Below are 26,320 nucleotides of genomic sequence, written 5' to 3'. Positions count from 1 at the left end.
GGCGACCACCAAGGAGTCCCGCCCCATGACCTCAGAATCCGGTGACCAGGCCCCCGTCTCCGACACCCCGTTCGACCTGGTCGTGCGTGGCGAACAGACGCTGACGACGGCGGGCATCGTCGCGCGTGAGATCGGCATCCGCGACGGTCGGGTCGTCGCCATCGAACCGCTCGGGAGCGGACTCGTGGGCGCCGAGGTCATCGAACTCGCCGACGACCAGGTGATGATCCCCGGACTGGTGGACACCCACGTACACGTCAACGAGCCCGGCCGCACCGAATGGGAGGGCTTCGACTCGGCCACCCGCGCGGCCGCCGCCGGTGGCGTCACCACGCTCATCGACATGCCGCTGAACTCGATACCGCCCACCGTGAACGTCGACGCACTGGCCGAGAAGCGCGCTGCGGCGCAGGGCAAGACGCACATCGACGTCGGTTTCTGGGGCGGCGCCATCCCCGGCAACGAGGACGACCTGCGGGGACTGCACGACGCCGGCGTCTTCGGCTTCAAATGCTTCCTGCTGCACTCGGGAGTGGACGAGTTCCCACACCTGACGGCCGACGAGATGGAAGCCGACATGGCCAAGCTGGCCGAGTTCGACTCGCTGATGATCGTGCACGCCGAGGACTCCCGCGCCATCGACAAGGCTCCGTCACCCGAAGGTGACGAGTACGGACGTTTCCTCGCCTCGCGGCCGCGCGGGGCCGAGAACCTGGCCATCGCCGAGGTGATCGAGCGCGCACGCTGGACCGGGGTCCGCGCCCACGTGCTCCACCTGTCGTCGTCGGACGCCCTGCCGATGCTGGCCAGCGCGAAGCGCGACGGGGTGAAGATCACCGTCGAGACCTGCCCGCACTACCTCACCCTGCTGGCCGAGGAGGTGCCCAACGGTGCGACCGCCTTCAAGTGCTGCCCGCCGATCCGGGAGGCCGGCAACCGTGAGTTGCTGTGGGAGGGACTGCTGGCCGGCACGATCGACTGCATCGTCTCCGACCACTCGCCGTCGACCGTCGACCTCAAGGACCCCGAGAACGGGGACTTCGGGGTCGCGTGGGGCGGCGTCGCCTCGCTGCAGCTCGGACTCTCGCTCATCTGGTCCGAGGCCAAGAAGCGCGGCATCGACCTCCCGCAGGTCATCGAGTGGATGGCGTCGAAGCCCGCCGACCTCGCCGGCCTGCCGACCAAGGGCCGCATCGCCCTCGGTTGCGACGCCGACTTCGCCATTTTCGAGCCGGAGTCCGCACAGATCGTCGACGTCAACCGGCTCCACCACAAGAACCCGGTGAGCCCGTACGACGGTCGTGCGCTTGCCGGTGTGGTGACGGGCACCTGGGTTCGCGGACAGCGGGTGGACTTCGAGACCGCCCGGGGCCGCATGCTCCGCCGCGGCGACGTCTAGGTGGGAGGCACCCCGGTAAGCTCGATCGAATGAGTTCGGATGACCAGCACACCGGCCTGGCCGATGAGTTGGCCGCGCGTTCCGACGACGCACTGACCGAGCTCCTCGTCGAACGCCCCGATCTCGCCTCACCGACACCGTCGGGTACCCGAGTGCTCGCGCAGCGGGCGTTGTCGGCGGCGTCGCTGTCCCTGGCGGGCGAGGATCTCGACGTCCTCGCCGTCGCGGTGCTCGAGGTGGTCAGCGCGCGCCACAGCCGTAGTCCGGACAAGAAGAAGCGACCGTCGGTCACGACGGTGGTCAAGGCCTTGTCCGGACGGGCCGATGCCGACTCCGTACGTGCCCGGATCGATCTCCTCCGTCGACGCGCGGTGCTGTGGGGCGATGACTCCTCCCTGTGCGCCGGCGAGCACCTCGAATCCGCGATGCCATGGAAGGCGCGGCATCTCACCGGACCTCTCGTCGGCCGGTCCGGGGAGGAGATCGCGGCGATGATCGCCGGTCTCGACGAACGCCCTCTCGGTCTGCTGCAGACGCTGGCACGCGGACCGGCCTTGGGCCGCAGCCGCGATGCGGCACCCGACGCCGATCCGGAGTCCCCGGTCGCGCGCCTCATCTCGTCGGGCCTGCTGGCCCGCGTCGACAGTCAGACCGTCGAGCTCCCACCGATGGTCGGCGCCGTGCTTCGCGACGAACCGCCTTGGCACACAGATATTCTCACGCCACCGCCGTTACACGAGTCCGGCGCCAAACCCCGTTTCGGGGCCAAGGCGGTCGACGCCGCCGCAGGGGGTGAGGCACTCGAACTCATCCGTCATCTCACCCAGCTGATCACGGTCCTCGGGGCGACCCCGGCGGCGGTGCTCCGCTCGGGCGCGCTCGGCGTGCGCGAACTGCGGCGCCTGGCGAAGCTGACCGGCCTCGAGACTCAACGGGTCGCGTTCCTGATCGAGCTCGCCGCCTACCTCCGGCTCATCGACGCCGGCTTCCCGGAACCCGCGCCGCCCAACGATTCCGGCGAGCAGTCCTTCGCACCCACCTCCACCGCCGACACCTGGCTGCACCAACCGCGGGAACGTCAGTGGCTCGCGCTGGCAGATGCCTGGCTGCACATGCCGCGCCGGGCCTGGCAGGTCGGCGAACCCGACCGGGACGGCAACGCGTTGGCCACCCTGGCCGCCGACCTGCACGATGCGTACGCGCCCGTGCAACGTCAGCTCATCCTGTCCACGCTCGCCGACGCCGGCACCGCGGTCGGGGTACCCGCCGACACGGTCCTCGCGAACCTGCACTGGCACCGTCCCCGCCAGATCCGACGTTTCAGTCGCCGCGTCGTCGCCGAAACACTCCGTGAGGCAAGGGAGTTGGGTCTCGTCGCGCACGACGCCCTGACCACCGTCGGCCGCGCGTACACCGTCGAGGAATCACCGGCCACCGACCCCGCCGATGTCGACGCGGCGGTGCTCGCCGCGATGCGCAAGGCGTTGCCCGAACCGGTGGATCACTTCCTGACGCAGGCCGATCTGACGCTGACCGTCCCCGGCCCGATGACCTCGGAGCTCGCGGAACAGGTCGAACTCGTCGCCGATCTGGAGTCGGGCGGCGCGGCCTCGGTGTATCGGGTCTCGCCGGAGAGCGTGCGCCGGGCATTGGACGCGGGCCGCAGCAGCAACGAGCTGTTGTCGATGTTCACGACGCATTCGAGAACCCCGGTGCCGCAATCCCTCACGTATCTCATCGAGGACGTGGCCCGCAGACACGGCCAGTTGCGGGTGGGCGTGGCGTCCGCGTTCATCCGATGTGAGGACCCGACGGTGCTGGCCGCCGTGCTGCGCAGCGCGGCTGCCGAGCCACTCGCGTTGCGCGCGTTGGCGCCGACGGTCGCGGTGTCGCCATCAGAGGTGCGCGACGTCATCGACCAGTTGCGAGCGGCGGGATTCGCTCCGGCGGGCGAGGATTCGTCGGGCGCCCTGGTCGATCTGCGCGAGCGGGGCAGTCGGGTCACGGTGTCGCGGGCGCGGCGACAGAGCCAGCCGCGCCGAAATGCGCCGTCCGAGGACCAACTACGGTCGGTGGTCAACCGGATCCGCTCGACCGACCGGGCGGCCGCCGCCACCCCGGTTCGCGGCGCGGCCACGACGACCCCGGTTCGGGCCACCGGCGGGGGCGAATCCGCGACCGCGCTCATCCAGCTCGCCCTGCGTGCCAACCGCAGGCTGCGCGTCGGGTACGTCGACGCCCAGGGCTCGGCGAGCCGGCACGTGGTGACGCCGAAGATCCTCGGCGCGGGTCAACTCGTGGCCGTCGAGGAGGGCAGCGACGACGAGCAGCGCTTCTCGCTCCATCGACTCACCAGCGTCGAACTGCTCGACGCCTGAGCCCTGGAGACAGAGACATCGGAGTGATTTCCGTCTCATCCTTGGTACCCTCGGGTATGACCGCGGCTCGCGAGATCCCCGCAGGAGAACCCCCCGGTGGCGTCGCCGACACCTATCAGCACGACCTCGTCACCCGGATGAAACCCTCGCGCAGACGCCCCCGGGTGACACGACCGGCCGACCTCGTCACGGCCATCGGGCCTTCCCTCGCCGGCGCGAACGTGATCATGCAGCTCGCCAACCCGAAGGTCGGTTACGGCGTCCACGAGAGCCGCGTGCCGTCGGGCAACGCGATCAAGCGGCCCATCAAACGAGGCCGCACGACGGGGACGTTCCTCGCCGTCGCACTCATGGGCACCGACGCCGACAAGGCCTACATCCACGACGCCGTCGGCCACATCCACGACCAGGTGTACTCGACCGCAACGAGTCCCGTCCGCTACAGCGCGAACGACTCACGCCTACAGCTGTGGGTCGCGGTGTGCCTGCTCAAGTACTTCATCGACCAGTACGAACTGCTCTACGGCCCCCTGAGCGCCGAGGAGAAGCAGATGGTGCTCACCGAGTCGCACCCGTTGGGCACCGCGCTCAACGTGCCGCGGGACAGATGGCCGAAGACCTACGACGATCTGCTCGTCTACTGGAACACCGAGCTGACCGCGCTGCGCATCGACGACCCGGTCCGTGAGGAACTCCGCAGCCTCGCCGACCTGTCGTTCCTGGAGTACCGGGTCGGCGCGCTGGGAACCCTCGCGCACATCACGATCGGCCCCTCACTCGCCTACGCGATCAAAGCCGGGCTACCGCCGGAGTTCCGCGAGATGATGCGGTGGCGGTGGTCCGACCGCGACGAGCGCCGGTACCAGCGGGCGCTCGCCGGCTTCCGACTCGTCGACCCCCTGGTGGCGCCCGTGCTGCGCGGGATCTTCCGGCTCAACCTGGTGGATCTGCGGGTCCGACGCAAGCTCGGCATCCCCGTCTTCTGAGGCCGACGGGGGTCTCACGCGTTCCAGAGCAGGCCCGACGCTGACAATCGTCGGTGCTTTCTGGACAATGGAGCGGGTGACCGATGGACCCCTGATCGTGCAATCCGACAAAACGCTGCTGCTCGAGGTGGATCACCCCGACGCCGCGGCGGCACGCGCGGCGATCGCACCCTTCGCCGAACTCGAACGTGCCCCCGAGCACGTCCACACCTACCGCGTCACCCCGCTCGCGTTGTGGAACGCCCGAGCCGCAGGTCACGATGCCGAACAGGTCGTCGACGCGCTCGTGACGTACTCGCGCTACGCGGTGCCCCAGCCGCTGCTGATGGACGTCGTGGACACGATGGGGCGGTTCGGCCGACTGCAGCTGGTGAAGCATCCGGCACACGGCCTCACCCTCGTCAGCCTCGACCAGGCCGTCCTCATCGAGGTGATGCGCAACAAGAAGGTCGCGCCGATGCTGGGCGCCCGCATCGACGACGACACCGTCATCGTGCATCCGTCCGAGCGCGGCCGGCTCAAGCAGGTTCTGTTGAAGGTCGGCTGGCCCGCCGAGGACCTCGCCGGGTACGTCGACGGTGAGGCGCACGCCATCGAGCTCGCCCAGGACGACTGGCAGCTGCGCGACTATCAGGAGATGGCGGCCGACTCGTTCTGGGCCGGCGGCTCGGGCGTGGTTGTCCTCCCCTGCGGTGCGGGCAAGACGATGGTCGGCGCGGCCGCGATGGCCAAGGCCGGCGCGACGACTCTGATCCTGGTGACCAACACGGTCGCCGGACGCCAGTGGAAACGCGAACTCATCGCGCGCACCTCCCTCACCGAGGAGGAGATCGGCGAGTACTCGGGTGAGCGCAAGGAGATCCGACCGGTCACGATCGCGACCTACCAGGTGATGACGCGGAAGTCGAAGGGCGAGTACCGCAATCTCGACCTGTTCGATTCGCGCGACTGGGGTCTGATCATCTACGACGAGGTCCACCTGCTCCCCGCCCCCGTCTTCCGGATGACGGCCGACCTGCAGTCGCGTCGTCGACTCGGCCTCACCGCGACCCTGGTCCGCGAGGACGGCCGCGAGGGGGACGTCTTCAGCCTCATCGGCCCCAAGCGGTACGACGCGCCCTGGAAGGACATCGAGGCCCAGGGGTGGATCGCCCCGGCCGACTGCGTCGAGGTCCGGGTGACCCTGACCGACGAGGAACGTCTGCAGTACGCGGTCGCCGAGCCGGAGGAGAAGTACAAGCTCTGCTCGACCGCGCACACCAAGGTCAACGTGGTCAAGGCGATCCTCGACAAGCACCGCGGTCAGCAGACCCTGATCATCGGCGCCTACATCGATCAGCTCGAGGAACTCGGTCGCGAACTCGACTCCCCGGTGATCCAGGGTTCGACGAAGAACAAGGAGCGCGAGGTGCTGTTCGACCGGTTCCGTTCCGGCGAGCTGCAGACCCTCGTGGTGTCGAAGGTGGCGAACTTCTCCATCGACCTCCCCGAGGCCTCGGTCGCGGTTCAGGTGTCGGGGACGTTCGGTTCCCGCCAGGAGGAGGCGCAGCGCCTCGGCCGGCTGCTACGCCCGAAACGTGATGGCGGGCAAGCACACTTCTACTCGGTGGTGTCCCGCGACACCCTCGACGCCGACTACGCGGCGCACCGCCAGCGGTTCCTGGCCGAGCAGGGTTACGCCTACCGCATCACCGACGCCGACGACCTTCTCGGCCCGACGATCGGTGACTCCACCTCCGCGGACTGAGCCCCTCCGGTCCCTACGGCCTCAGGTCTCGATGAGGCAGTACCCGATCGACTCCGGTTCGAAGAAGACCCACTTGGTCTCGTCGCCGGAGCAGGTCACGGTTGCGTCCGACCGCGTGGTGACACGCGCGAGGACCGTCTGCGCCGTCGCCGAGCTCGCGCACGGGGCCTCCCGGTAGTCGGCGAGCGAGCCACCCGAGAGCGGGACCAGGTAGCAGAGGTCCTCGTAGAAATTCGGTGTGAGACAGAGCTTGTCCGTGCTGTCCGGGAACGTGAGCGTCGAATTCTGTGGGCTCGCGCACGACGTGGACGCGGCGATCTTCGACGCGGCGTAGAAATTGAGACCGGCGGAGTCGCAGTCGACCTTGGAGGCATTCACACTCGTCGACGACCCGGAATCGGTGGCGATGCCGACGCATTCGCCGACCTGGACGTCCCCCGGTCCGTTGACGGCCGGCGTCGAGGAGTCGGTGGTGCGAGGAGCGGAGGTGCCGGCGGCGGAGGTCGTGGTCTCCGGCCCGGCGACCGGGGTCGAGCGCGACGTCGAGGTGCCGCCCGCGGTCGGTGCACTCGACACCTGTGTCGCGACGTACACGACCCCGGTGGCGATCGCGAGGACGAGGATCACCGCGAGCGAGCCGAGGGCGATCAGCAGGCCGGACCGCTTCTTCGGCGGTGGCGGCGCGTAGCCACCCTGCGAGGGGTAGCCACCCTGCGAGGCGAACCCACCGGGATAGGTCCCCGGTTGCGACTGATATGGCGAATGCTGCTGCGGCCCTTGCGGATAGGACAATGGACCCACCGGAGGAGGCGGGGTCACCGAAACCGGTGGCGCGGGTGTCGGGGCACGCACCGTCGGCTCCTTCGACAGCGGTGGTGCCGCGAGCGCGCGTTCGAGCTCGGCGGCGAACTCGCGGCAGGATCCGTACCTGCGGTCGGGCTCCTTCGCGAGGGCGCGGCCGAACACCGGGTCGACGCTGCCGGAGATGCCCGGTCGCAGGGTCGACGGGCGCGGCGGCATCGACTGCAGGTGGCCGGCGATGATCGACGCGGTGCCGGCGCCCTGGAACGGCGGCCGGCCGGTGAGGAGTTCGAAGACGGTGGCCGCGAGCGCGTATTGGTCCGCACGCGCGTCCACCGGATCGCCGAGCAGTTGCTCGGGGGCGGCGTAGGCGACCGTGCCGAGGAAGACGTTCGTCGACGTGAGATGGCTGACGTCCTGCTCGGACTTGGCGATCCCGAAGTCCGCGAGCAGGACTCGCGGCTCCGGGCCGCCCACGCCCTGCAGCAGGATGTTGGCCGGTTTGACGTCGCGATGCAGGAGTCCCGTCGCGTGCGCACGGTCCAGCGCGGCACCGACGGCGCGCACGATGGCGATCACGGTCGGGGTGTCGAGACCCTGTGGGGTCTGGCGGAGCAGTCGCAGCGCGTCGATGCCGTCGATGTACTCCATCGCGATCCACAGGTGGCCGTCGTACTCGCCGGAGTTGAAGATCGTCACGATCGACGGGTGGACGACGCTCGAGGCGTGCTCGGCTTCTTTGACGAACCGCTGCCGGTACATCGGGTCGCGGCTCAGTTCGGCGGGCAGTACCTTCAGCGCCTCGTTCCGCGGCAAGTGCGGGTGTCTCGCGAGATAGATCTCGCCCATCCCACCGCGGCCGACGAGTCGGATGATGGTGTAGCCGGCGAAGTGCTCGCCTGGATTGCGCGGCATCGCCCCTCCTCGCGCGTCAGGCGTCTCCCACCGAGGTCATGCAGAACGCGCGTGGTTCGGGCACCTCGTACGTGGCCTTGAGCTGTTCTTCGGTGCACTCCAGCGAGCCGTCACCGCTGGCGTCGACGCGGTAGATCGCCGATCCGGATTCTGCGGTGCCCGCGCAGTCGATCTTCGCGAAGTCGACCAGCGACCCGCCCGCCGACTGTGGGATCTGGTAGCACTGGCCGTCGGCGAAGTTCGGCATCAGGCACAGCTTGTCGGCGGTCTTCGGGAAGGTCAGGTAATTCTCGAATTCGCCGCATTCGCCGGGGATCACCTGGGTGGCGACGAATGTCATTCCGTCACCGTCACAATCGGTCTTCGTCGCCTCCACGGTGGAGCTACCGTCGGCTTCGCGGACCTCCACGCACTCCCCGATCGCGACATCCGAGGGCTCGGAGACGTTGTTCGTGACGCGCTCGACCGACGAACAGGCCGCCACGGCGAACAGTGCAGCGCACCCCGCGATCGCCGCCAGCACCCGAACCCGTCCGGCGGGCTTCTTCACCTCTGCTGGGTTTTTCATGCACGGATCGTACGCCCCGGCGGGGTCGTCGACCCCGTCATTCGGACGCGGTCCGGTGTCCGCACACAGTGGACCTGTGCCACTGTGGGATCCATGTCATTCGAGGACAGGACAACCCGCAGGCTCCGTCCGTTCGCCACGACGATCTTCGCCGAGATGTCGGCGCTGGCGGTCGACCACGACGCCGTGAACCTCGGCCAGGGCTTCCCGGACACCGACGGGCCGGCGTCGATGCTCGACGCCGCGCGCCAGGCCATCACCGACGGACGTAATCAGTACCCGCCGGGTATCGGGGTGCCGGAGTTGCGGCACGCGGTCGCGCGAACGCAGCACGACCTGTACGGGCTGGATTACGACCCGGATCGCGAGGTGCTGATCACGGTCGGCGCGACCGAGGCGATCGCGGGTGCGGTCGTCGGCCTGGTGGAACCGGGTGACGAGGTGATCATGATCGAGCCGTACTACGACGCCTACGCCGCCACCGTCGCGATGGCCGGCGGCGTGCGACGCGTCGTACCGCTGGTACCCGACGGCGACGGCTTCCGCCTGGACCGCGAACGGCTCGCCGCGGCCTTCGGGCCGAAGACATCGATGGTGCTGGTCAACAGCCCGCACAACCCGACGGGGACCGTCCTGTCGCCCGGCGACCTCGCCGAGATCGCCCGACTCTGCGTCGAACACGACGTCGTCGCCGTCACCGACGAGGTCTATGAACACCTCGTCTTCGACGGCCGGACGCACACCCCGCTGGCGACGCTGCCGGGTATGCGGGAACGGACGTTGCGGATCTCCAGCGCTGCGAAGACCTTCAACTGCACCGGCTGGAAGGTCGGCTGGGTGAGTGGGCCGCCCGAATTGATCGCCGCGGCACGGACGGCGAAGCAGTACATGTCCTACGTGGGCTCCGGACCGTTCCAGCCCGCGGTCGCGCACGCCCTGGAACATGAGATGGGTTGGGTACGCGAGTCAGCTCTCGCACTACAGGCTAAACGCGACCTGATCTCGACCGCCCTGACCGACGCGGGCTTCGCCGTACACCGAAGCGAAGCAACATATTTCGTCTGCGCCGACCCACGGCCGCTCGGCGTCGACGACGGCATCGAGTTCTGCCGGTCGTTACCGGAGCGCATCGGCGTCGCCGCGGTGCCGGTGAGCGTCTTCACCGACGACCGCGAACCCTGGCACCACCTGCTCCGGTTCGCCTTCGCCAAACGCGACGAGGTCATCGCCGAGGCCGCCGAACGACTTCGGCGGCTCTGATCTTTCGCTGATCGAGCGGGCACCGCCCCCGCTGGTTGAGCCGGCACCGCCCAGCCCCGCTGGTTGAGCCGGCACCGAGCGAAGCGAGCCGCCCACCCCCGCTGGTTGAGCCGGCACCGAGCGAAGCGAGGCGCCGAGTCGAAACCACCAGGCGACCGAAGCCACTCAGCGCAGCGCCGGAACCACTCGCTCCTCGAACAACTCGAGGTCCTCGCGGTCGACGGCGATGTTCGGGAAGTAGCAGATCCCGTATGCCAGACCGACATCGGCGAGGCCGCGGAGGTTCTCCGCGACCTGTTCCGGGGTGCCGACGCCGGGCATACCGCGGAACGCGCCCATGCTGCCGGCAGCCGCGTCGGGCCCGACCGTCTTGCTGAGCCGGGCTTCGAGGTCGGCGAGCTTGCGTTCCACCTCGGCTTCGGTCTCGCCGAGCATGATGTTGTAGTTGGCCGAGCGGGTGATCGCCTCGAAGTCGCGTCCGAGGTCGGCGCAATGCTGTTGCAGCACTGCCGATTTGTGCACGAATCCGTCGGGTGTGCCGTCGAAGTTGGTGTAGTCCGCGTACTTCGCCGCGATCCGCAGCGTCTTCTTCTCCCCGCCGCCGGCGATCCACAGCGGCAGCCGTCCGGCCGTGGGCTGCGGGGCGCAGATGGCGTCGTCGACGGTGTAGTGCTTGCCGTCGAGCGTCGCGCGGCCCTGTTCCCAGGCCTGTTTCATGATCTGCACGCCCTCGTCGAGCCGCGCGAGGCGCTCGCCCGCCGACGGGAATCCGTATCCGTATGCGCGCCATTCGTGTTCGTACCAACCGCCGCCGATGCCCATCTGCACGCGACCGCCGGAGATCAGGTCGGCGGTGGCGGCGACCTTGGCCAGGTACATCGGGTTGCGGTAACTCATCGCGGTGCACATCTGGCCGATCTCCACGCGACTGGTGGTGGCGGCCAGTGCGGCCACCAGGGTCCAGGCCTCGTGGGTGGCCTCGTCCGTCGGCAGCGGCACGGTGTGAAAGTGGTCGTAGACCCAGACCGAGTCCCATCCGCCCGACTCGGCGCGGTCGGCGACCGAGGACATCACCCCCCACTGGTCCGCGGGGTCCACACCCACGAGATCTAGACGCCAGCCCTGCGGAATGAAGAGTCCGAATCGCATGACGTCCAACTTACGCGGCCGTCGATCATCGTCCGGACCTGATCGGCCATCCGCCGCACGGTCTGCGCATCGTGGGAGATCAGCAGCATCGAGGTTCCCGTCGCCCGGAGTTCCTCGAGGATCCTCAGGACCGCATCCGCGGCCACCTCGTCCAGCGACGACGTGATCTCATCGCAGATCAGGACGTCCGGACCGCCGGCGAGTGCCCGTGCGATCGCCACGCGCTGGATCTGGCCGCCGGACAACTCGCCGGGGCGGCGATCGAGCATCTCCGGGCCGAGGTGGACCGCCGCCAGCAATGACGCGATCTCGCGGTCCGCGGCAACGCCGTCGAGTCCGCGCAACACCCGGAGTACCCGGCGCAGTTCCCGGCCGACCGTCCGCCGGGGGTCCAGGCTGCGTCGCGGATTCTGGTAGACCATGCTGATCGCGCGCCGCTGATCGATGCTGCGGTCACGGGCGGTCGACGCCAGGCGCGCGCCGTCGAGCAGCAGCTCACCGTCGGTCGGGGGATGCAAACCCGCCAGACACCGCGCGAGCGTCGACTTTCCGGCGCCCGAACGTCCGACGATCGCCAGACACTCGCCCCGCCCGATCTCGAACGAGACGTCGTGCAGCACGGTGGCGCGGCCATGGTCTGCCGTGACGCCGCGCACGACGACGCGTGGGCCGGCGTCGTCGACGAATCGGGCCGCGGGCGCCACCGCCGCCGGAACATGCGATGCAGGCAACTCGTCGGCCTGGTACTCGCCGGTGATCCGCCCGCCGTCGAGCATCACGACTCGATCGACGATACGCGAGATACGGTGCAGGTCATGGGTGATGACGATGACCGTGCGTCCACTGCGGAGACGGTCCAACACCCCGACCAGTTCGTCCGCCGTGGCCGCGTCCAGACCGCTCGTCGGCTCGTCGAGGACGAGCACGCCCGGGGAGCCGAGGAGGGCGATCGCGAGCAGAACCCGTTGTTGCTGGCCGCCGGACAGCTGCGCCGGATACCTGCGGAGGAACTCGCGGTCCGTCGGCAATCCGAGTTCGGCGAGCAGGATCTCGATGTCCCGGGCACGACGCGACCGGTGGGCGCGTCGGACTTCTCGGAGGGCCGAACCGATCCGCATGGACGGGTTGAGCGAGGTACCGGGGTCCTGCGGTACGTATCCGAGCCGTCGACCGCCGTCGGCGGGAGCCTGCACACGCACGGTCCCGGCGGTGACGAATCCGGGTGGCAGCGCGTCGACGAGAGCGAGTGCCGTCGTGGTCTTTCCGGCACCGGAGGGTCCGACGACGGCCAGGGTCTCGCCACGGCGGACCTCGAGAGCGTCGATCGCGACGAGCGGGGTGCCATCAGGTGCCGCCACCGTGAGCCCCGACACCGATATCGGGTTCCCGGCCGTGGCATCCGGACGGCCCAGCGGCCGCCGGACACGTTGTCGCGGACCACGAGGTGAGGGCTCGGGGGGTTCGGACAACCGGTCGACGAGCAGGTTCACCGCCACGACCAGCGCTGCGATGCATACGGCAGGCACGACGACCGGCCAGGGGGTCAACGCCATCCCGCCCTTGTTCTCGGTGACCATCAACGCCCAGTCCGGCTGTGGCTGAGTCACTCCGAGACCGAGGAAGCTGCCCGCGGTGACGAGCGCGATGGTTCCCGAGACCCGTATCCCGGCGTCGGCCAGCAACACCGGCCGCAGGTTCGGCAGTACCTGGGCCACCGCGATCCATCGCAGTGTCTCGCCGCGGGCGATCGCGGCTTCGACGAAACCCGCGTCCATGAGTTCGATCGTCGCCGTCCGCACGATCTTCGCCACCCATGGCACCGTCGCGACTCCGACGGTGAGGCACACCGCGACCGGGCCCTTCCCCATCGTCGTCGCGATGACCACGAGCAGGAGAAACCATGGCAGGACGGTGATCGCGTCGACCGGGCGCATCACCCAGCCGTCGAGCCGGCGTGACATTCCCGCGGTGACTCCGAGGAGAACGCCGACGACGTACGACACCGACAGCGCGACCGCGGTCATCAGTATTAGCCGGTGACCACCGTGTAGAACGCGTGACAGGACGTCGCGTCCGACGAAATCGGTTCCGAGCCAATGGTTCGACGACGGTGTCTCGAACGGCACCGAGGCGATCGCGGTCGGCGAGAACGGTGCGACGAACGGCCCGAGGACAATGACGATCACGAGGACGCCCAACACCGCAGCGGGGCCGACGAGCCGTCGACAGCGCGTGCTCATGACCGGCTGCGTCCGATGACACCCCGTGCGGCCGGCGACGAGCCGAGCGCCACGAGGTCGGCGAGGAGATACACGAGCAGCCCGTACGCGGCCAACAGCACCGCCACCGACTGCACGAAGATCAGATCGCGTCCGGAGATGGCCCGCAGGAGTTCGTGCGCCACACCCGGATACGCGAACACGACTTCGATGACCGCGATACCGCCGACGAGCCCGACGACGGCTCCCGCCAGCGGTTGCACCGACGCGGAGATCGCGTTGGGCGCCGCATGACGCACGACGAGCCGGAATTCGCCGACCCCGTTCGCCCGCGCCGCCGAGATGTACGGCGCGCGCATCGCTTCCGTCATCCGGGCGCGGACGAGTCGCACCGGATGCGGTGCCAGCCCGATGAGCAGGCACAGCACCGGTAGCACCAGCACCTCCGGACGGTCGAGCGCCGATGTGCCCGTCGGTACGAGCGACACCGCGGGCAGCACCCCCATCCCGATCGCCACCCAGGCAATCAGTACGACACCGACCACGAACGCGGGGACGGATTCCGCCGCGAGCGCCGCAGTACTGAGCAACCGGTCCCAGCGCGAACCCGGCCGTGCGCCGGCGGCGACGCCGATCGCCAGCGCCGCCGGGACCAGGACGACGACGGTGACGATCGCGAGGATCACCGAGTTCGCGAGTCGCCCGTCGAGGATCTCGGCGACCGGACGGCCCGAGAGTTGCGACACGCCGAGGTCCCCGGTGAGGAAACCGCCTGCCCAGTCGAGGAACCGTACGACTGCCGGACGATCGAGTCCCAGTTCCGCGCGCAGAGCGGCCACCTGAGCCGGATCCGGTTGGCCCGCGGCTCCTCTCGACAACCGGGTCGTGGCGGCATCACCCGGGAGCAGTTCGAAGAGCACGAAGATCGACACCGCAACGACAGCGAGCACGGCCAACGCCCCGGCCAACCGGCCCGCGACATACCGCAACACGACGAGTCCCCTAGCGCTGCTGGAGCCAGGTGCCCGTGAAGGAGGCCCACTGCCCGGTGCCGGGCACCCCGTCGGTGATGCCCTGCACGGTGTTGCGGACGCCCGTCGGCTGCAGGGCGAAACTGTGGATGAGGTAACCGCTGTCGTTCCAGAGTTCGTCCTGCAGTTCCCGGTACAACTCACCACGGCGAGCCGGGTCCATCTCGGCGCGAGCCTGGGCGAAGGTGGCATCCCACGCAGGACGACGCCAGGCGGTCGCGTTGGCCGGGGCGTCCGAGGTGAGGGTCTGCCCGTAGAAGTAGTCCAGACTGTAGTTCCACCAACCGGACTGGGTGAGGGGCTTTGACCCGACGACCTGGGAGAAGTAGGTGTCGCCCGGCTCGACAGCGAGGTTGACGGTGATCCCGGCGGCCTTGGCCTGCTCGGCGAAGAGGGTCGCCGAGGCCAACTGGCCGGGACTGACGTCCGCGGTGTGCAGGGTGACGACGAGGTTCTCCTTGCCCGCCTCTCGGAGCAGGCGGCGAGCCCGTTCCGGGTCGTACGCGCGTTGCGGCATGTCGGCGTAGAACGGTGCGCCCTTGCCGTACAGGTCGTTGCCGACCTCGGCGAACCCGTAATACACCTTGTCGACCATCGCCTGCCGGTCCACCGACAGCTTGAGGGCCTCCCGTACTCGCGGATCGTCGAACGGCGCGAGGTCGGTACGCATCGTGAACGAGCTCATCGTGCCCACCGGCGGCGTCACGAGGTAGACGTCGGACTGCGATCGCAGGATGTTGCCCTGCGCCGGCGAGAGTTCGTAGACGACGTCGGCCTCCTGCGAGCCGAACGCGTTGAATCTGGCGTCGGCTTCGGCGACCTGGAGGATCTCCAGCCCGTCGAGGTGGGGCCGCTGATCCCAGTGGTTCTCGTTGCGGGTCAACACCGACCGGTCGCCCGGCGACCACGACTCCAGAACGAACGGGCCGGTCCCCACGGGAAGCGACGACGGCGTGAATTCCGTCGTACCGTCCTTGATCACGTAGACGTACCAACCGGCGAGCACCGAACCGAAGTCGGCGACGGGTTCTCTCATCGACACCACGACGGCGTGATCGCCGTCGGGCCTGGTGCGGGACAGGTCGATGATGTCGAGGTCACCGGCCGACGGTTTCTCCTCGTCGAGCATGCGCTCGAGACTCCACATGACATCGCGAGACGTGAACGGCGAACCGTCACTGAACTCGACGCCCCGGCGCAGCGCCATCCGCCACTGCGAGCCGTCGGCGTTGGGTTCCAGCGACTCGGCGAGCCGATAGTCGAGGGTGAGGTCGTTGTTGTAGTCGACGAGGTGATCCCACACCGCCTTGGACAGTGCGCCACCCGCCGAGTGGCCGACGACGTGCGGGTCGAGGACATCGGCGGTCGCCGAGGTGCCCGCGAAGACGACGCGCAACGTGCCGCCGGGGACCGGGGTACCGCCGCTCGGAGCGCCTGCCGGGCTCGGCCGGTCGGCACAACCGGCGAGCAGGCCCACCGCGCCGAGACCGGCGAGGCCGGCGATCCCACCGGCTCCGCGTAGCAGCCGGCGTCGGGTCAATTCGGGAGCTGCGTGCGCAGCTGTCGATCTTGAATTTTTCATGTCCATCCTCGTGGGTCGCGAAGACGCAAGCGATCTGGCTTCCCGATCGAGGTCGGGTCACAGTTGCGGGACAGCCCCGGATTCGCACCGGGTTCCCTTGCGTCCCGGTCATCGTACGGAGTGGCCAATCACGACATCGCATGCGGCGTGCGGTGGATGATCTCCGGAACTTACAAGCAGTCCGGACTGTTTGTGCTATCGTCGTCGATGTGACCGAGCCCACCCGAGCCCCGCGCCGACGCACGCAGGCCGAACGCACCGCGACCACGCGTGCGCTCATCCTCGACGCGACCGTCGACGCCCTGGTCGACGTCGGCTACGCCGCCACCACGACGCAGGAGGTCAACCGCCGGGCAGGTATCTCCCGCGGCGCTCTCCTGCATCACTTCCCCACCCGGGAATCACTGGTGGTCGCCGCGGTCGGACACCTGGTCGAGCGTCGGCTGGCAGAGATCCTGTCGCGGCCCCGGACGGGTCACGAGGGACTCGAGATACTCATCGAGGCGTTCAGCGGCCCGCTGTTCGACGCCGCTCTCGAGCTGTGGGTCGCCGCCCGCTGCGACGTCGGATTGCGAACCGCGATCATCCCGCTGGAACAGCAGGTGTCCGACGCACTCGCCGTCGGTTGTGCCGAGTTGTTCGGTGACCGGTACACCGCCGCGGAACTCGAACTCTCCATCGAACTCGCACGCGGATTGGCGGTGTCGCGCATCCTGCGCTCACCCGACGCCGACCGCGCGCTGCTCGACCACCTCCTGCCCGTATGGAAGGAACTCCTGACCCATGACTGAACCCAGTCCGACTCTCCCGCAGCAGAACACGCTGCCCCGGCGCGTGGACGTCCTCGTCGTCGGCGTCGGGTTCGGCGGTCTCGCCGCCCTGCATCGTCTTCGCACGGATCATCCGCAGCTGCAGACGCTGGCCATCGAACGTGGCGACGGCGCGGGTGGGGTCTGGCGCGAGAACGACTACCCGGGCGCGGCCTGCGACGTCCCGACGTCGCTGTACTCCCTGTCCTTCGCCCCCAACCCGGACTGGTCCAACACCTACGGTCGCCGCCACGAGATCCACCAGTATCTGCGTTCGGTCGCAGCCGATTTCGCCGACCAGATCCGTTACAACTGTGCACTCACATCGGCTCACTGGGACGGCGCGGCGCAGGAATGGATCGTGGTCACAACGGATGGCGAGATCCGCTGCCGCTACCTGGTCGCGGCGCCGGGAGCGCTGTCCGAGCCGGGTCTGCCACCGGTCGCCGGCGCCGATGAGTTCACCGGCACCGTGTTCCACTCCGCTCAGTGGGACCACTCCCACGACCTCCGCGGACGTCGCGTCGCGATCGTCGGCACCGGCGCGTCGGCGATCCAGATCGTGCCCGAGATCGTTGACGAGGTCGGACATCTCACGGTCTTCCAGCGCACTCCCGCTTGGGTCGTGCCGCGTCTGGACCGCACCATCGGCTCCCTCGAACGCGCACTCTATCGCCGCGTCCCCGGTGTCCACCGGCTCGTCCGGCGGATGGTGTGGACCTATCGCGAGGCCTACGTCCTGATGATGGCCCGCAACCCCAAACTGCTCCCGATCGCCAAGACCATCGCGCTGGCGCAGCTGCGGATCCAGGTCCGTGACGGCGACCTGCGCCGTCGGCTCACCCCCGACTACACCATCGGTTGCAAGCGGATGCTGTTGACCAACAAATGGTTCCCCGCATTGCAGCGCGACAATGCAACGGTGACCGGCGCGATCACCCGCCTCACCGCACGCGGCGCCGTCGACGACCAGGGCCGCGAACACGAGGTCGACACGGTCGTGTTCGCGACCGGGTTCACACCCACCGAACCGCCGATCGCGTCGGCGATCACCGGACGCGACGGGCGCACCCTGGCCCAGGCGTGGGCGGGATCGCCGCGCGCCTACCGCGGCGTCGAGATCCACGGCTTCCCCAACCTGTTCTTCCTGTACGGCCCCAACACCAATCTGGGTCACAGCTCGATCGTGCTCATGCTGGAACCGCAGGCGTACTACATGAGCAAGGCACTCTCCGAGCTGTCCCGCAGCGGCCGTTCGACCTTCGAGGTCACCGACACCGCCCAGGACCGGTACAACGCCGACCTCGATCCCGAACTCGAACGCACCGTATGGAATTCGGGCGGATGCTCGAGCTGGTATCTCGACTCCACCGGACGAAACTCGGTGATGTGGCCGAAGTTCACGAGCGACTTCCGCCGGATGATGTCGTCGTTCGACCCGGCCGATCACCGATTCGACGCCGCGATCCCACCCGCGGCCGCCACCGACGCAACCGAACCCGACACCGAGAGGACCGTCGCACCGTGAGTTCGACCCCAGACCATTACGACGCCATCGTCATCGGCTCCGGTTTCGGCGGTTCGGTTGCGGCCCTGCGTCTCACCGAAAAGGGCTACCGGGTCGCGGTTGTCGAGTCCGGACGGCGTTTCTCCGACGGCGACCTGCCCAAGACGAGCTGGCGCCTCAAGGACTACGTCTGGGCGCCCGCGCTGGGACTGTTCGGCGTACAGCGCATGCACCTACTGCGCGACGTGCTCGTGATGGCCGGTGCCGGCGTCGGCGGCGGATCGCTGAACTACGCGAACACCCTGTACCGGCCGCTGCCCGCCTTCTTCGACGATCCGCACTGGGGGTCGATCACCGACTGGGCGTCCGAGCTCGACCCGTACTACGACCAGGCGTCGCGAATGCTCGGTGTGACCACGTACCCGAAGGTGACGCCGGCCGACCGCGTGATCCGCAAGGTCGCCGAGGAGATGGGGGTCGGCGACACCTTTGTCCACACCCCCGTCGGCGTGTTCTTCGGTGAGGCAGGCAAGACCGTCGAGGACCCCTTCTTCGGTGGCGCCGGTCCGGCACGCACCGGTTGCACCGACTGCGGCGCCTGTATGACGGGATGCCCGGTGGGGGCGAAGAACACGCTCGTCAAGAACTATCTGTACCTGGCCGAGCAGGCCGGCGCGCACATCATCCCGATGACGACCGTCGACACCGTCCGTCCCCGTTCGGGCGACGGGTACGTCGTGGAGGCGCACCGGTCGGGTCGCCGCTGGTCGCGCCGCGGGCGCCGCACGTTCACCGCCGATCACGTGGTGTTCGCCGCCGGCACGTACGGCACCAACAAGCTCCTGCTGGACATGCAGCAGGGCGGACACCTGCCCGGGCTGTCGTCGCGCCTGGGCAAGGTGGTCCGCACCAACTCCGAGGCGGTACTGGCCGCCACCGCGCGCGACCTCGAGACCGACTACACCGAGGGTGTGGCGATCACGTCGTCGTTCCATCCCAACGAACACACGCACATCGAGCCGGTGCGATACGGCAAGGGCAGCAACCTGATCGGATTGTTGCAGGCGATTCTCGTCGACGGTGGTGGTCCGCTGCCCCGGCTGCTGCAGGCGCTGATCGAGATGGTCCGCCACCCGGTGATCACGATGCGCGGCCTCTCCGTACGGCGCTGGTCGGAGCGCACCATCATCGCGCTCGTCATGCAGAGTGCCGACAATTCGCTCGAACTGTTCTCCCGGCGAGGCCGTTTCGGCCCGATGCTGCGTAGCAGGCAGGGCGACGGCGATCCACCGCCCACGTGGATCCCGGAGGGACACGACGCGGTCCGGGCTGTCGCTCGTGAGATCGACGGCGACGCAGGCGGTTCCATCGTCGACCTGTTCAACATCCCGATGACCGCTCACTTCCTGGGCGGTTGCTCGATCGGACGGTCGGCACAGGACGGCGTGGTGGACCCCTACCACCGGGTGTTCGATCACCCGGGCCTGCACATCGTCGACGGCGCGACCGTCTCGGCCAACCTCGGCGTCAACCCCTCGCTCACGATCACCGCACAGGCGGAGCGCGCGCTCGCCATGTGGCCCAATGCCGGGGAGGCCGACCCGCGCCCCGAGCTCGGAGCGTCGTACCGTCCCGTCGAGCCGGTGGAACCCCACCGTCCGACCGTCCCCGCACACGCCCCTGGCGCGCTGCGTCTGCCGATCACGCCGGTGTCCGACGCCACCCGCGCCGGTTGACCCGGAAGCCCACACTGCTGGTTGAGCCGGCACCGAGCGAAGCGAGGCGCCGAGTCGAAGCCACCTGGTGACCACCCCGCTGGTGGAGCCGGCACTCTCCCCCGCTGGGTGGAGCCGGCACCCACCCCCCGCTGGTTGAGCCGGCACCGAGCGAAGCGAGGCGCCGAGTCGAAACCACCTGGCGGCACCCCCGCTAATTGACCCGGCAGTCCCCCACTGCTGGTTGAGCCGGCACCGAGCGAAGCGAGGCGCCGAGTCGAAACCACCTGGTGACCCGACCTCCCAACCCAGCCCGTACGCGAGACGCGCCTGTGTATGGAGGCGGCGCAGAGTTCGTCAGCTGTGGACACAGTCACGCCCTCTGGACCAACAGGGACCACTCTCGAGTCATGAGCGGGTTCCTTTACATCCTGGAATGCTCCGCCGGCACGCTGTACGTCGGCAGCACCCGGGACGTCGAGCATCGACTCGACCAGCACCAGTCGGGGAACGGATCGCGCTACACGCGTCCTCGTCGGCCGGTCCGGCTCGTCTACCAGCAGGAATTCCCGCACATCGGCTAGGCCTACGCAGCAGAGCGTCGCATCCATGGCTGGTCGCGCGCGAAGCGGACCGCACTCATCGAGGGCCGGCTCGACCTGCTGCCGGAACTGTCGCGCGCGGATGGGAGGTGACGGCAGGCGCAGAATACTCGAACACACGTGCTATTCAGGTGTACCCTGCAGCCATGTCCCTCGGTACCCAAGGCTCCTTGTTCTCTGAGCAGTCAGCGGAGCCGACGCTCGGAAACCTGGCGACCTCGATCTCGCGGCGCCCGCTCACCGAGGGAGCGTGGGTCGACCTGTGTCCCGGCTGGATCAGGGGCGCCGACGAACTCTTCGACCGACTCAGCGAATGCGTCCCCTGGCGGGCCGAGCGACGTCGTATGTACGAGCGGGTGGTCGAGGTCCCGCGGCTTGTCGCCATCTACCAGGCCGATCACCTGTTCCCCGATCCGATCATCACTGACGCACGCACCGCGCTGACCGAGCACTACCGCGACGAACTGCCCGAGGGATTCTCGACGGCCGGGATCAGCCTCTACCGCGACGGCAATGACTCGGTTGCGTGGCACGGTGACCGGATCGGCCGGGCGTCCACACACGACACGATGGTCGCCATCATCTCGCTCGGTTCACCTCGCCCCCTCATGCTGCGACCCCGCGGTGGTGGGCGGTCACTGAAGTTCACGCTGTCGTCGGGCGACCTGCTCGTCATGGGTGGGAGTTGCCAACGCACCTGGGAGCACACGGTCCCCAAGGTGCGTGGTGTCGGCGCCCGGATCAGCATTCAACTGAGGCCGCCCGGGGTGTGGTGATGTGGGCCGTTGCGGTCGCCAAGTGGTTTCGACTCGGCGCCTCGCTCCGCTCGGAGCCGGCTCAACCAGCGGGGGGTAGGGCTCTCCCGCTCGCCGAGACCAGCGGGGGCAGGGCTCTCCTGCCAGCCGAGCAGCGGGGGTAGGGCTCTCCTGCCAGCCGAGCGGCGGGGTAGGTCGCCAAGTGGTTTCGGCTCGGTGCCGGGTCAACCAGCGGGCGATCGTGCTTTAATCATTTCGTTATAAACCGCGAGGACCGAGAGAAGTCATGAAGCGCACCCGTATCGCCGCCGCCCTGCTCGCCACCGCCGCCCTGGCCCTGCCGGTCGCGCCGGCGACCGCGAGCCCGCTCGACACACTGTTCGGAAGCGCGAGCGGCAGCCTCGACTCCGGCAGCGCCGCGCTCGGTTCGTCAGGCGGCGACAAGGTGACGCATTACGGCAAGCTCGGTCGTCCCGGCGCGCCGAACGGCATCAAGTCGATCAATGTGTGGGTCTACACGCCCGACAAGACCCAGGCGATCGTGCCCAACACCTACCCGAAGAACTCGCGTCTGGGTGTGCGCTGGAATTCGATCATCGACGCCGGGCCGATCGTCGACGGCAACGAGTGCCGCATGGAGGTCCGTCTGTCCGGACCCAAGGTCCCCAAGCAGGCTTCCCTGTTCAAAACGCAGGACTGCACTGCGGTGAAGTCCTACTTCTTCAAGGGCGCGGGCGATTTCACCATCCGCGTCACCGACACCATCTCGGGTGCGTCGAACAGCATCGCGTTCAGCGTCCAGTAGTCACGTCGCCGGACGTCGGCCGAGCGTTCGGTGTCAGCGCGTCCCGGTTCCGGCGAAGACCGGGAGAACGCAGCTCCCGGCCGCAGTCGGCGACGTCGTCGGCGCACCGATCGTCACGACGGACAGCTGGCCAGGCGCCGTCCAGGGTCCGGGGGCTGTGAACAACGTGGCGTAGAGCGAAGGTACGACGCAGGCCGCTTCGACCCTGTGTTCTCCCGTCCCGCCACTGCAGTACGACGCCGCGACAACGAACGCCGAACCCGCCACACATCCGGTGGGTTCGGCCGACGCCGACGGAGCCGAGACGGTGGACAATGCCGCGCCGGCAACACACGCGGCGCCGCCGAGGACGATTCGCAACCAGACTTTCGACAGAGTCATGCCGAGAATTTATGGCACCAACATCCGAAGTTCTCGATCCCGAACACAATTCGTCCGATCATGGGAACGAATCGCGTGGCGACTCCATTCGTCAGCCCGCGGCGCCGACGTCGAACTTCTCACCCGTCAGGCGCTCGGATTCTTCCCAGAGCGCCGCTCGGAACTCCGCCTTGTCGGCGGCCTTCTTGTAACCGCTCCGACCGGGCGCACCGCGCATGCCGAACATCTGGGTGGGCCCGAAGAACGTCCCGGACTCCGCGTCCGGCACGGTCGCCGCGTACAGCTGTGGCAGTGCACCGTCGGCCGCCGGCTGGGCGATCGGCAGCTTGTTGCCCAGCTTCGCGAAGAAGTCGGAGAAGTTCTCACTCCTGCCCTGCAATTCCGTTGACGCATAACCGGGATGGGCGATCAACGACTTCTTCGACGACCCGGCCGCGGCCAGCCGCGCGGCGAGTTCCTTGCCGAACATCAGGTTGGCCATCTTCGAGTCGCCGTAGGCCCGCCACCGGCGGTAGCGGCGCTGCTCCCAGTTCAGGTCGTCGAGTTGGATGTCGCCGATCTGGTGCATCGTCGAGGACACGGTCACCACGCGCTCGGTGATCTTCGGCAGCAGCAGCGCGGTCAGGGCGAAGTGCCCGAGATGATTGGTGCCGATCTGCATCTCGAACCCGTCGGCGGTGCGCCGGAACGGCACCGCCATCAGCCCCGCGTTGTTGATGAGGACGTCGGCGCCGGTGATCCCGGCGGCAAAGCTGCGCACCGATTCGAGGTCGGCGAGGTCCAGTTTGGCGACGGTCGCCTTCGGCCCCAGCTCCGACGCCACGGCGTCGGCTTTCGCGGTGTTCCGGCACGCGAGGACCACGTCGGCGCCGGCGCGGACCAGGACCTTGGCGGTCTGATAGCCGAGACCGCTGTTGGCGCCGGTCACCACGAACGTCCGGCCCGCCTGGTCCGGCACATCTGAATTCGTCCAACCACTCATCACGACCCCCTGGGATGCGTTGTCAGGCCCGGCACCGACGCCGGGTCCATGCGGCCCACGCTATTGACCGGCCGGGACGACGTCAACGAGTCGCCGTGGACGTCCCCGGCGTTCGGCGGGCCTACCCGCCGAAGAATGTCGTCAGCCGCAACGGATTCGCGCCGACGATCCGCCGGGCAGGCCGCAACAGTTCCGCGATCAGATTGGTCGACGATCCGAGCCGCTCGACGAGCTGGATCGGCGCGTAGAAGGCGGTTGGCTCCGAGCGTCCGCGCATGATCCGAGTACCGAGAAGCTTCCATTCCTCGGCTTCCTCGCCTGCCGACTCGACGGCCGCCCCGCTCGCCAGCGCCGGGATCCGCCCGGTCTTGGCCATGTCGGACAACCGGGCGCACTCGTTCACCGGGTCGCCGATGACGGTGTACTCGTAGCGCCGTTCGGCGCCGATGTTGCCCGCGAACGCCTCGCCGTAGGAAACGCCTATCCCCCAACGGATGTCGAGGCTGCTGGCCAGGCGGTCGGCGAGATCGCGGGCCGCTCCCAACGCGGCGCCGGCCGGGTCGTCGATCTCGACGGGTGCGCCGAAGACGGCGAGCGCGGCGTCGCCCTCGAATTTGTTGACGAAGCCGGAGTGCTGGTCGACGACGTCGGCGACGATGCTGAAGAACGCATTGAGCAGCGCGGCGGTGTCATCGGGACTGCGTTGCTGCGCCAGTCCGGTCGATCCGACGATGTCGACGAAGAGGACGCCGACTCGTTTGTTGGTGCCGTGCATGCCGACCCCGTCGGAGATCGCGAGATCGGCCACGGTGTCGCCGACGTGTCGCGCGAAGATCTCACGCATGCGGTCACGTTCGGCGAGCCCTTCGACCATCTGGTTGAAACCGTGTTGCAGCACGCCGAGTTCCGATGAGTCGTAGACGGGCACGCGTGCCTTGTAGTCCCCGTGGTCGACGCGGTGAACCGCGCGGCGCATCTCGGTCAACGGGTCGGTGATCGCTTGTCCGACAAGCGCGATGACACGGGCTCCCGATGCGAGACCCACCAGGCACAGGATCACCGTCGTCCAGTCGACGGCACCGTAGACGTCGGGCAACAGACCGGTCCACCGGCCTGCGTTGACGGTCAGCAGACCGACCATCGGCACCGCCGAGCTCACGGCCCACACGGCCAGCATCCGTACCCGCACACCGTTCATCACGTGATTCGTCGGGAAATCCTCGAGAACGACGACAGCCAGGGGCCGGGCGGCGCGCTCGGCGAACAGGTAGGTGAGACAAGCGCTCGACATACCGGCCAGCGCGAAGGCCACCGCGACGCCCGCGACGGTCGCGGTCGTCAGTTCCTCGGCGATGAACACGTAGAACAGGGCTGCCGCACTCCAGGAGACGACCGTGACCCCGAGCTGCACGATCGGTATCCGCTGCACTGCGCGTCGTCGGGCATGGTCGGCGGGTTGGCAGCTGATGAACCAGCGCAGTTGAGGCCGGACCGCGAGCATTCCGAGCAGCAGGTTGGTGAGGATACCGACGACGATCGCCCCTACGACGACCGGGAAATTCGGCGCACCCAGCGTCTCGTCGAAGGTCAGTTGTCCGCCGTTGAAGGCGAGTTGGACGAGCAGGAAGGTCTCGACGCCGATCACCGCATTGCTGGCGATCACGGCCGTCATCGCAGTGACGGTGGCGTGAAGAGCGATCTTGCTGCGCATCGTCGGCCCGATCCGGGCCCATCCGCGCGGACTCGGGACCGTCGACACGCCCCACAGAAAACCCGCGGTGCGTCGGCGCAGACGCATCCACGACGCACCACGACGGGTCCGGCGTGGTCGTCCCATCGGCCTCTCCTGCCTGACGGCGTTCTCCGCAGCCTACCCAAGGAGGCGCCGCGCAGAGGTGTCCAACGACCCTTGTCGCAAGCCAGGTGGCTTCGACCAGGCGCCACGCGCCCATCCCCCGCTGGTTGAGCCGCCACGCGGACGCGAAGCGGCCACGCGGCGTGTCGAAACCCCGAATGGACCGGCACCTCACGGTGCCGGTCCATTCGGGGGTCAGGTGCGGATCAGGCCTGCAGGGCCTCGATCTCGAGGTTGATGGTGATCTTGTCGCCGACGACGACGCCACCGCCCTCGAGCGGCATCTCGATGTCGATGCCGAACTCCTTGCGGCTGAGCACGATCTTCGCCTCGAAGCCGGCAACGGTGCCCTGGCCCATGCCGGGGTTGGTCCCCAGGTACTCGAGTTCGAGGGTGACGGGCTTGGTGACGCCCTTCAGGGTGAAGTCGCCGTCGAGCAGGTAGTCGTCGCCGTTCTGACGCACGCCGGTGGACACGAAGGTGGCCGTCGGAAACTTCTCGGCGTCGAAGAAGTCGGCGGACTTGATGTGGCCGTCGCGCTGCTCGTTACGGGTGTTGATCGAGGTCACGTCGATCTCGGCCTGGACGGCCGGGGTGCCGTTCTCGTCGACCGTGATGGTGCCGGAGAAGGTGTCGAAGCTACCGCGGACCTTGCTGACCATGAGGTGCTTGACGGTGAAGTTGATCGCCGAGTGCACGGCGTCGATGGTCCAGGTGCCGGCGGGGACGGGTGCCTTGACGGTGGTTGCGGAGGTCATGTCGTGGTCCTTCCAAGAAGTGTTCGTTCGGGTCTCGAATGGTGGCTGTGGGCCTTCGCGACCCATCACCAGACACTAACCGGACCGCGGTCCGATTTCATCCCGAGCGCGTATGT

At 68.4% G+C, this 26,320-nt stretch carries 20 protein-coding genes, 1 pseudogene and 1 riboswitch; of the genes and pseudogenes, 11 read left to right on the top strand and 10 right to left on the bottom strand.

Annotated elements, in window-relative coordinates; all coding sequences use genetic code 11:
• Nucleotides 1-25: 25 nt before the first annotated feature.
• The 4 genes from allB to BCM27_RS06585 all read left to right on the top strand — a co-directional run bounded on the left by allB (nucleotide 26) and on the right by BCM27_RS06585 (nucleotide 6,510).
• The gene (gene allB, locus BCM27_RS06600; protein WP_004020244.1) at nucleotides 26-1,399 is read left to right on the top strand and encodes an allantoinase AllB; all 1,374 of its coding nucleotides are present in this window, start codon (nucleotides 26-28) and stop codon (nucleotides 1,397-1,399) included.
• A 29-nt stretch (nucleotides 1,400-1,428) separates the two neighbouring features.
• Nucleotides 1,429-3,777 (top strand): helicase-associated domain-containing protein, encoded by a 2,349-nt coding sequence (locus BCM27_RS06595; RefSeq protein ID WP_004020245.1) that lies wholly within the window; start codon nucleotides 1,429-1,431, stop codon nucleotides 3,775-3,777.
• A 56-nt stretch (nucleotides 3,778-3,833) separates the two neighbouring features.
• Nucleotides 3,834-4,763, top strand: coding sequence for an oxygenase MpaB family protein (locus BCM27_RS06590; protein WP_004020246.1), 930 nt, complete (start codon nucleotides 3,834-3,836; stop codon nucleotides 4,761-4,763).
• Between the two features lie 76 nt (nucleotides 4,764-4,839).
• A complete protein-coding gene (locus BCM27_RS06585; RefSeq protein ID WP_331711032.1) occupies nucleotides 4,840-6,510 on the top strand; it encodes a DNA repair helicase XPB in 1,671 nt (556 codons plus the stop codon).
• A gap of 21 nt (nucleotides 6,511-6,531) precedes the next feature.
• On the opposite strand, the gene BCM27_RS06580 is transcribed toward BCM27_RS06585, so the two are convergent.
• Nucleotides 6,532-8,226, bottom strand: a complete 1,695-nt coding sequence (locus BCM27_RS06580) for a protein kinase domain-containing protein (protein ID WP_004020248.1) — start codon at nucleotides 8,224-8,226, stop codon at nucleotides 6,532-6,534.
• A 16-nt stretch (nucleotides 8,227-8,242) separates the two neighbouring features.
• Nucleotides 8,243-8,794 (bottom strand): hypothetical protein, encoded by a 552-nt coding sequence (locus BCM27_RS06575; RefSeq protein WP_004020249.1) that lies wholly within the window; start codon nucleotides 8,792-8,794, stop codon nucleotides 8,243-8,245.
• 93 nt (nucleotides 8,795-8,887) lie between these two features.
• On the opposite strand from BCM27_RS06575, the gene BCM27_RS06570 reads away from it, so the two are divergent.
• Nucleotides 8,888-10,054 (top strand): pyridoxal phosphate-dependent aminotransferase, encoded by a 1,167-nt coding sequence (locus tag BCM27_RS06570; protein ID WP_004020250.1) that lies wholly within the window; start codon nucleotides 8,888-8,890, stop codon nucleotides 10,052-10,054.
• 165 nt (nucleotides 10,055-10,219) lie between these two features.
• On the opposite strand, the gene BCM27_RS06565 is transcribed toward BCM27_RS06570, so the two are convergent.
• Genes BCM27_RS06565 through BCM27_RS06550 form a run of 4 tightly spaced genes read right to left on the bottom strand, consistent with a single transcriptional unit; the run spans nucleotide 10,220 to nucleotide 16,035 of the window.
• On the bottom strand, nucleotides 10,220-11,203 hold the full coding sequence (locus tag BCM27_RS06565) for an LLM class F420-dependent oxidoreductase (RefSeq protein WP_004020251.1): 984 nt from the start codon (nucleotides 11,201-11,203) through the stop codon (nucleotides 10,220-10,222).
• The gene (locus BCM27_RS06560) at nucleotides 11,164-13,443 is read right to left on the bottom strand and encodes an ABC transporter ATP-binding protein/permease (RefSeq protein WP_004020252.1); all 2,280 of its coding nucleotides are present in this window, start codon (nucleotides 13,441-13,443) and stop codon (nucleotides 11,164-11,166) included. The genes BCM27_RS06565 and BCM27_RS06560 overlap by 40 nt, the downstream gene beginning before the upstream one ends.
• Nucleotides 13,440-14,414 carry an ABC transporter permease gene (locus BCM27_RS06555; RefSeq protein ID WP_004020253.1) on the bottom strand — a complete coding sequence of 325 codons (975 nt, stop codon included), beginning with the start codon at nucleotides 14,412-14,414 and terminating at the stop codon, nucleotides 13,440-13,442. Before BCM27_RS06555 ends, BCM27_RS06560 begins: the two co-directional genes overlap by 4 nt.
• A gap of 10 nt (nucleotides 14,415-14,424) precedes the next feature.
• Complete coding sequence (locus tag BCM27_RS06550; protein ID WP_051987052.1) at nucleotides 14,425-16,035, bottom strand: ABC transporter substrate-binding protein; 1,611 nt, start codon at nucleotides 16,033-16,035, stop codon at nucleotides 14,425-14,427.
• 22 nt (nucleotides 16,036-16,057) lie between these two features.
• Nucleotides 16,058-16,139: riboswitch (adenosylcobalamin (AdoCbl) riboswitch) on the bottom strand.
• 105 nt (nucleotides 16,140-16,244) lie between these two features.
• Between BCM27_RS06550 and BCM27_RS06545 the strand changes: the two genes are divergently transcribed.
• From BCM27_RS06545 to BCM27_RS06520, 6 genes and pseudogenes are all read left to right on the top strand, one after another.
• Nucleotides 16,245-16,826 (top strand): TetR/AcrR family transcriptional regulator, encoded by a 582-nt coding sequence (locus tag BCM27_RS06545; protein WP_004020255.1) that lies wholly within the window; start codon nucleotides 16,245-16,247, stop codon nucleotides 16,824-16,826.
• A complete protein-coding gene (locus BCM27_RS06540) occupies nucleotides 16,819-18,372 on the top strand; it encodes a flavin-containing monooxygenase (RefSeq protein WP_004020256.1) in 1,554 nt (517 codons plus the stop codon). The genes BCM27_RS06545 and BCM27_RS06540 overlap by 8 nt, the downstream gene beginning before the upstream one ends.
• A complete protein-coding gene (locus BCM27_RS06535; protein WP_004020257.1) occupies nucleotides 18,369-20,087 on the top strand; it encodes a GMC family oxidoreductase N-terminal domain-containing protein in 1,719 nt (572 codons plus the stop codon). The genes BCM27_RS06540 and BCM27_RS06535 overlap by 4 nt, the downstream gene beginning before the upstream one ends.
• 389 nt (nucleotides 20,088-20,476) lie before the next feature.
• A pseudogene (locus BCM27_RS25740) lies at nucleotides 20,477-20,761 on the top strand (GIY-YIG nuclease family protein).
• A 53-nt stretch (nucleotides 20,762-20,814) separates the two neighbouring features.
• Entirely contained in the window at nucleotides 20,815-21,444 is a 630-nt protein-coding gene (locus tag BCM27_RS06525; protein ID WP_004020259.1) for an alpha-ketoglutarate-dependent dioxygenase AlkB, read from the top strand.
• A gap of 265 nt (nucleotides 21,445-21,709) precedes the next feature.
• Nucleotides 21,710-22,228: a hypothetical protein gene (locus BCM27_RS06520; RefSeq protein WP_004020260.1), complete on the top strand. Its 519-nt coding sequence runs from the start codon at nucleotides 21,710-21,712 to the stop codon at nucleotides 22,226-22,228.
• A 33-nt stretch (nucleotides 22,229-22,261) separates the two neighbouring features.
• Here the strand turns inward: BCM27_RS06520 and BCM27_RS06515 are convergent, their stop codons facing one another.
• From BCM27_RS06515 to BCM27_RS06500, 4 genes are all read right to left on the bottom strand, one after another.
• Nucleotides 22,262-22,609: a hypothetical protein gene (locus BCM27_RS06515; protein ID WP_004020261.1), complete on the bottom strand. Its 348-nt coding sequence runs from the start codon at nucleotides 22,607-22,609 to the stop codon at nucleotides 22,262-22,264.
• Between the two features lie 91 nt (nucleotides 22,610-22,700).
• A complete protein-coding gene (locus tag BCM27_RS06510) occupies nucleotides 22,701-23,591 on the bottom strand; it encodes an oxidoreductase (protein WP_004021347.1) in 891 nt (296 codons plus the stop codon).
• 121 nt (nucleotides 23,592-23,712) lie between these two features.
• Nucleotides 23,713-25,428, bottom strand: a complete 1,716-nt coding sequence (locus BCM27_RS06505; protein WP_004021348.1) for an adenylate/guanylate cyclase domain-containing protein — start codon at nucleotides 25,426-25,428, stop codon at nucleotides 23,713-23,715.
• 224 nt (nucleotides 25,429-25,652) lie between these two features.
• Complete coding sequence (locus tag BCM27_RS06500) at nucleotides 25,653-26,204, bottom strand: YceI family protein (RefSeq protein WP_004021349.1); 552 nt, start codon at nucleotides 26,202-26,204, stop codon at nucleotides 25,653-25,655.
• Nucleotides 26,205-26,320 lie beyond the last annotated feature (116 nt).

Origin of the sequence: Gordonia terrae, assembly GCF_001698225.1 — a bacterium.
Lineage (GTDB): Bacteria > Actinomycetota > Actinomycetes > Mycobacteriales > Mycobacteriaceae > Gordonia > Gordonia terrae.
This window is presented reverse-complemented; position numbering and strand designations above follow the sequence as displayed.

Bases quoted from the DNA above. Each gene is read 5' to 3' on its own strand.
- allB (WP_004020244.1), top strand. From the start codon at position 26: ATGACCTCAGAATCCGGTGACCAGGCCCCCGTCTCCGACACCCCGTTC.
- BCM27_RS06595 (WP_004020245.1), top strand. From the start codon at position 1,429: ATGAGTTCGGATGACCAGCACACCGGCCTGGCCGATGAGTTGGCCGCG.
- BCM27_RS06590 (WP_004020246.1), top strand. From the start codon at position 3,834: ATGACCGCGGCTCGCGAGATCCCCGCAGGAGAACCCCCCGGTGGCGTC.
- BCM27_RS06580 (WP_004020248.1), bottom strand. From the start codon at position 8,226: ATGCCGCGCAATCCAGGCGAGCACTTCGCCGGCTACACCATCATCCGA.
- BCM27_RS06575 (WP_004020249.1), bottom strand. From the start codon at position 8,794: ATGAAAAACCCAGCAGAGGTGAAGAAGCCCGCCGGACGGGTTCGGGTG.
- BCM27_RS06570 (WP_004020250.1), top strand. From the start codon at position 8,888: ATGTCATTCGAGGACAGGACAACCCGCAGGCTCCGTCCGTTCGCCACG.
- BCM27_RS06565 (WP_004020251.1), bottom strand. From the start codon at position 11,203: ATGCGATTCGGACTCTTCATTCCGCAGGGCTGGCGTCTAGATCTCGTG.
- BCM27_RS06560 (WP_004020252.1), bottom strand. From the start codon at position 13,443: ATGAGCACGCGCTGTCGACGGCTCGTCGGCCCCGCTGCGGTGTTGGGC.
- BCM27_RS06550 (WP_051987052.1), bottom strand. From the start codon at position 16,035: ATGAAAAATTCAAGATCGACAGCTGCGCACGCAGCTCCCGAATTGACC.
- BCM27_RS06540 (WP_004020256.1), top strand. From the start codon at position 16,819: ATGACTGAACCCAGTCCGACTCTCCCGCAGCAGAACACGCTGCCCCGG.
- BCM27_RS06525 (WP_004020259.1), top strand. From the start codon at position 20,815: ATGTCCCTCGGTACCCAAGGCTCCTTGTTCTCTGAGCAGTCAGCGGAG.
- BCM27_RS06520 (WP_004020260.1), top strand. From the start codon at position 21,710: ATGAAGCGCACCCGTATCGCCGCCGCCCTGCTCGCCACCGCCGCCCTG.
- BCM27_RS06515 (WP_004020261.1), bottom strand. From the start codon at position 22,609: ATGACTCTGTCGAAAGTCTGGTTGCGAATCGTCCTCGGCGGCGCCGCG.
- BCM27_RS06510 (WP_004021347.1), bottom strand. From the start codon at position 23,591: ATGAGTGGTTGGACGAATTCAGATGTGCCGGACCAGGCGGGCCGGACG.
- BCM27_RS06505 (WP_004021348.1), bottom strand. From the start codon at position 25,428: ATGGGACGACCACGCCGGACCCGTCGTGGTGCGTCGTGGATGCGTCTG.
- BCM27_RS06500 (WP_004021349.1), bottom strand. From the start codon at position 26,204: ATGACCTCCGCAACCACCGTCAAGGCACCCGTCCCCGCCGGCACCTGG.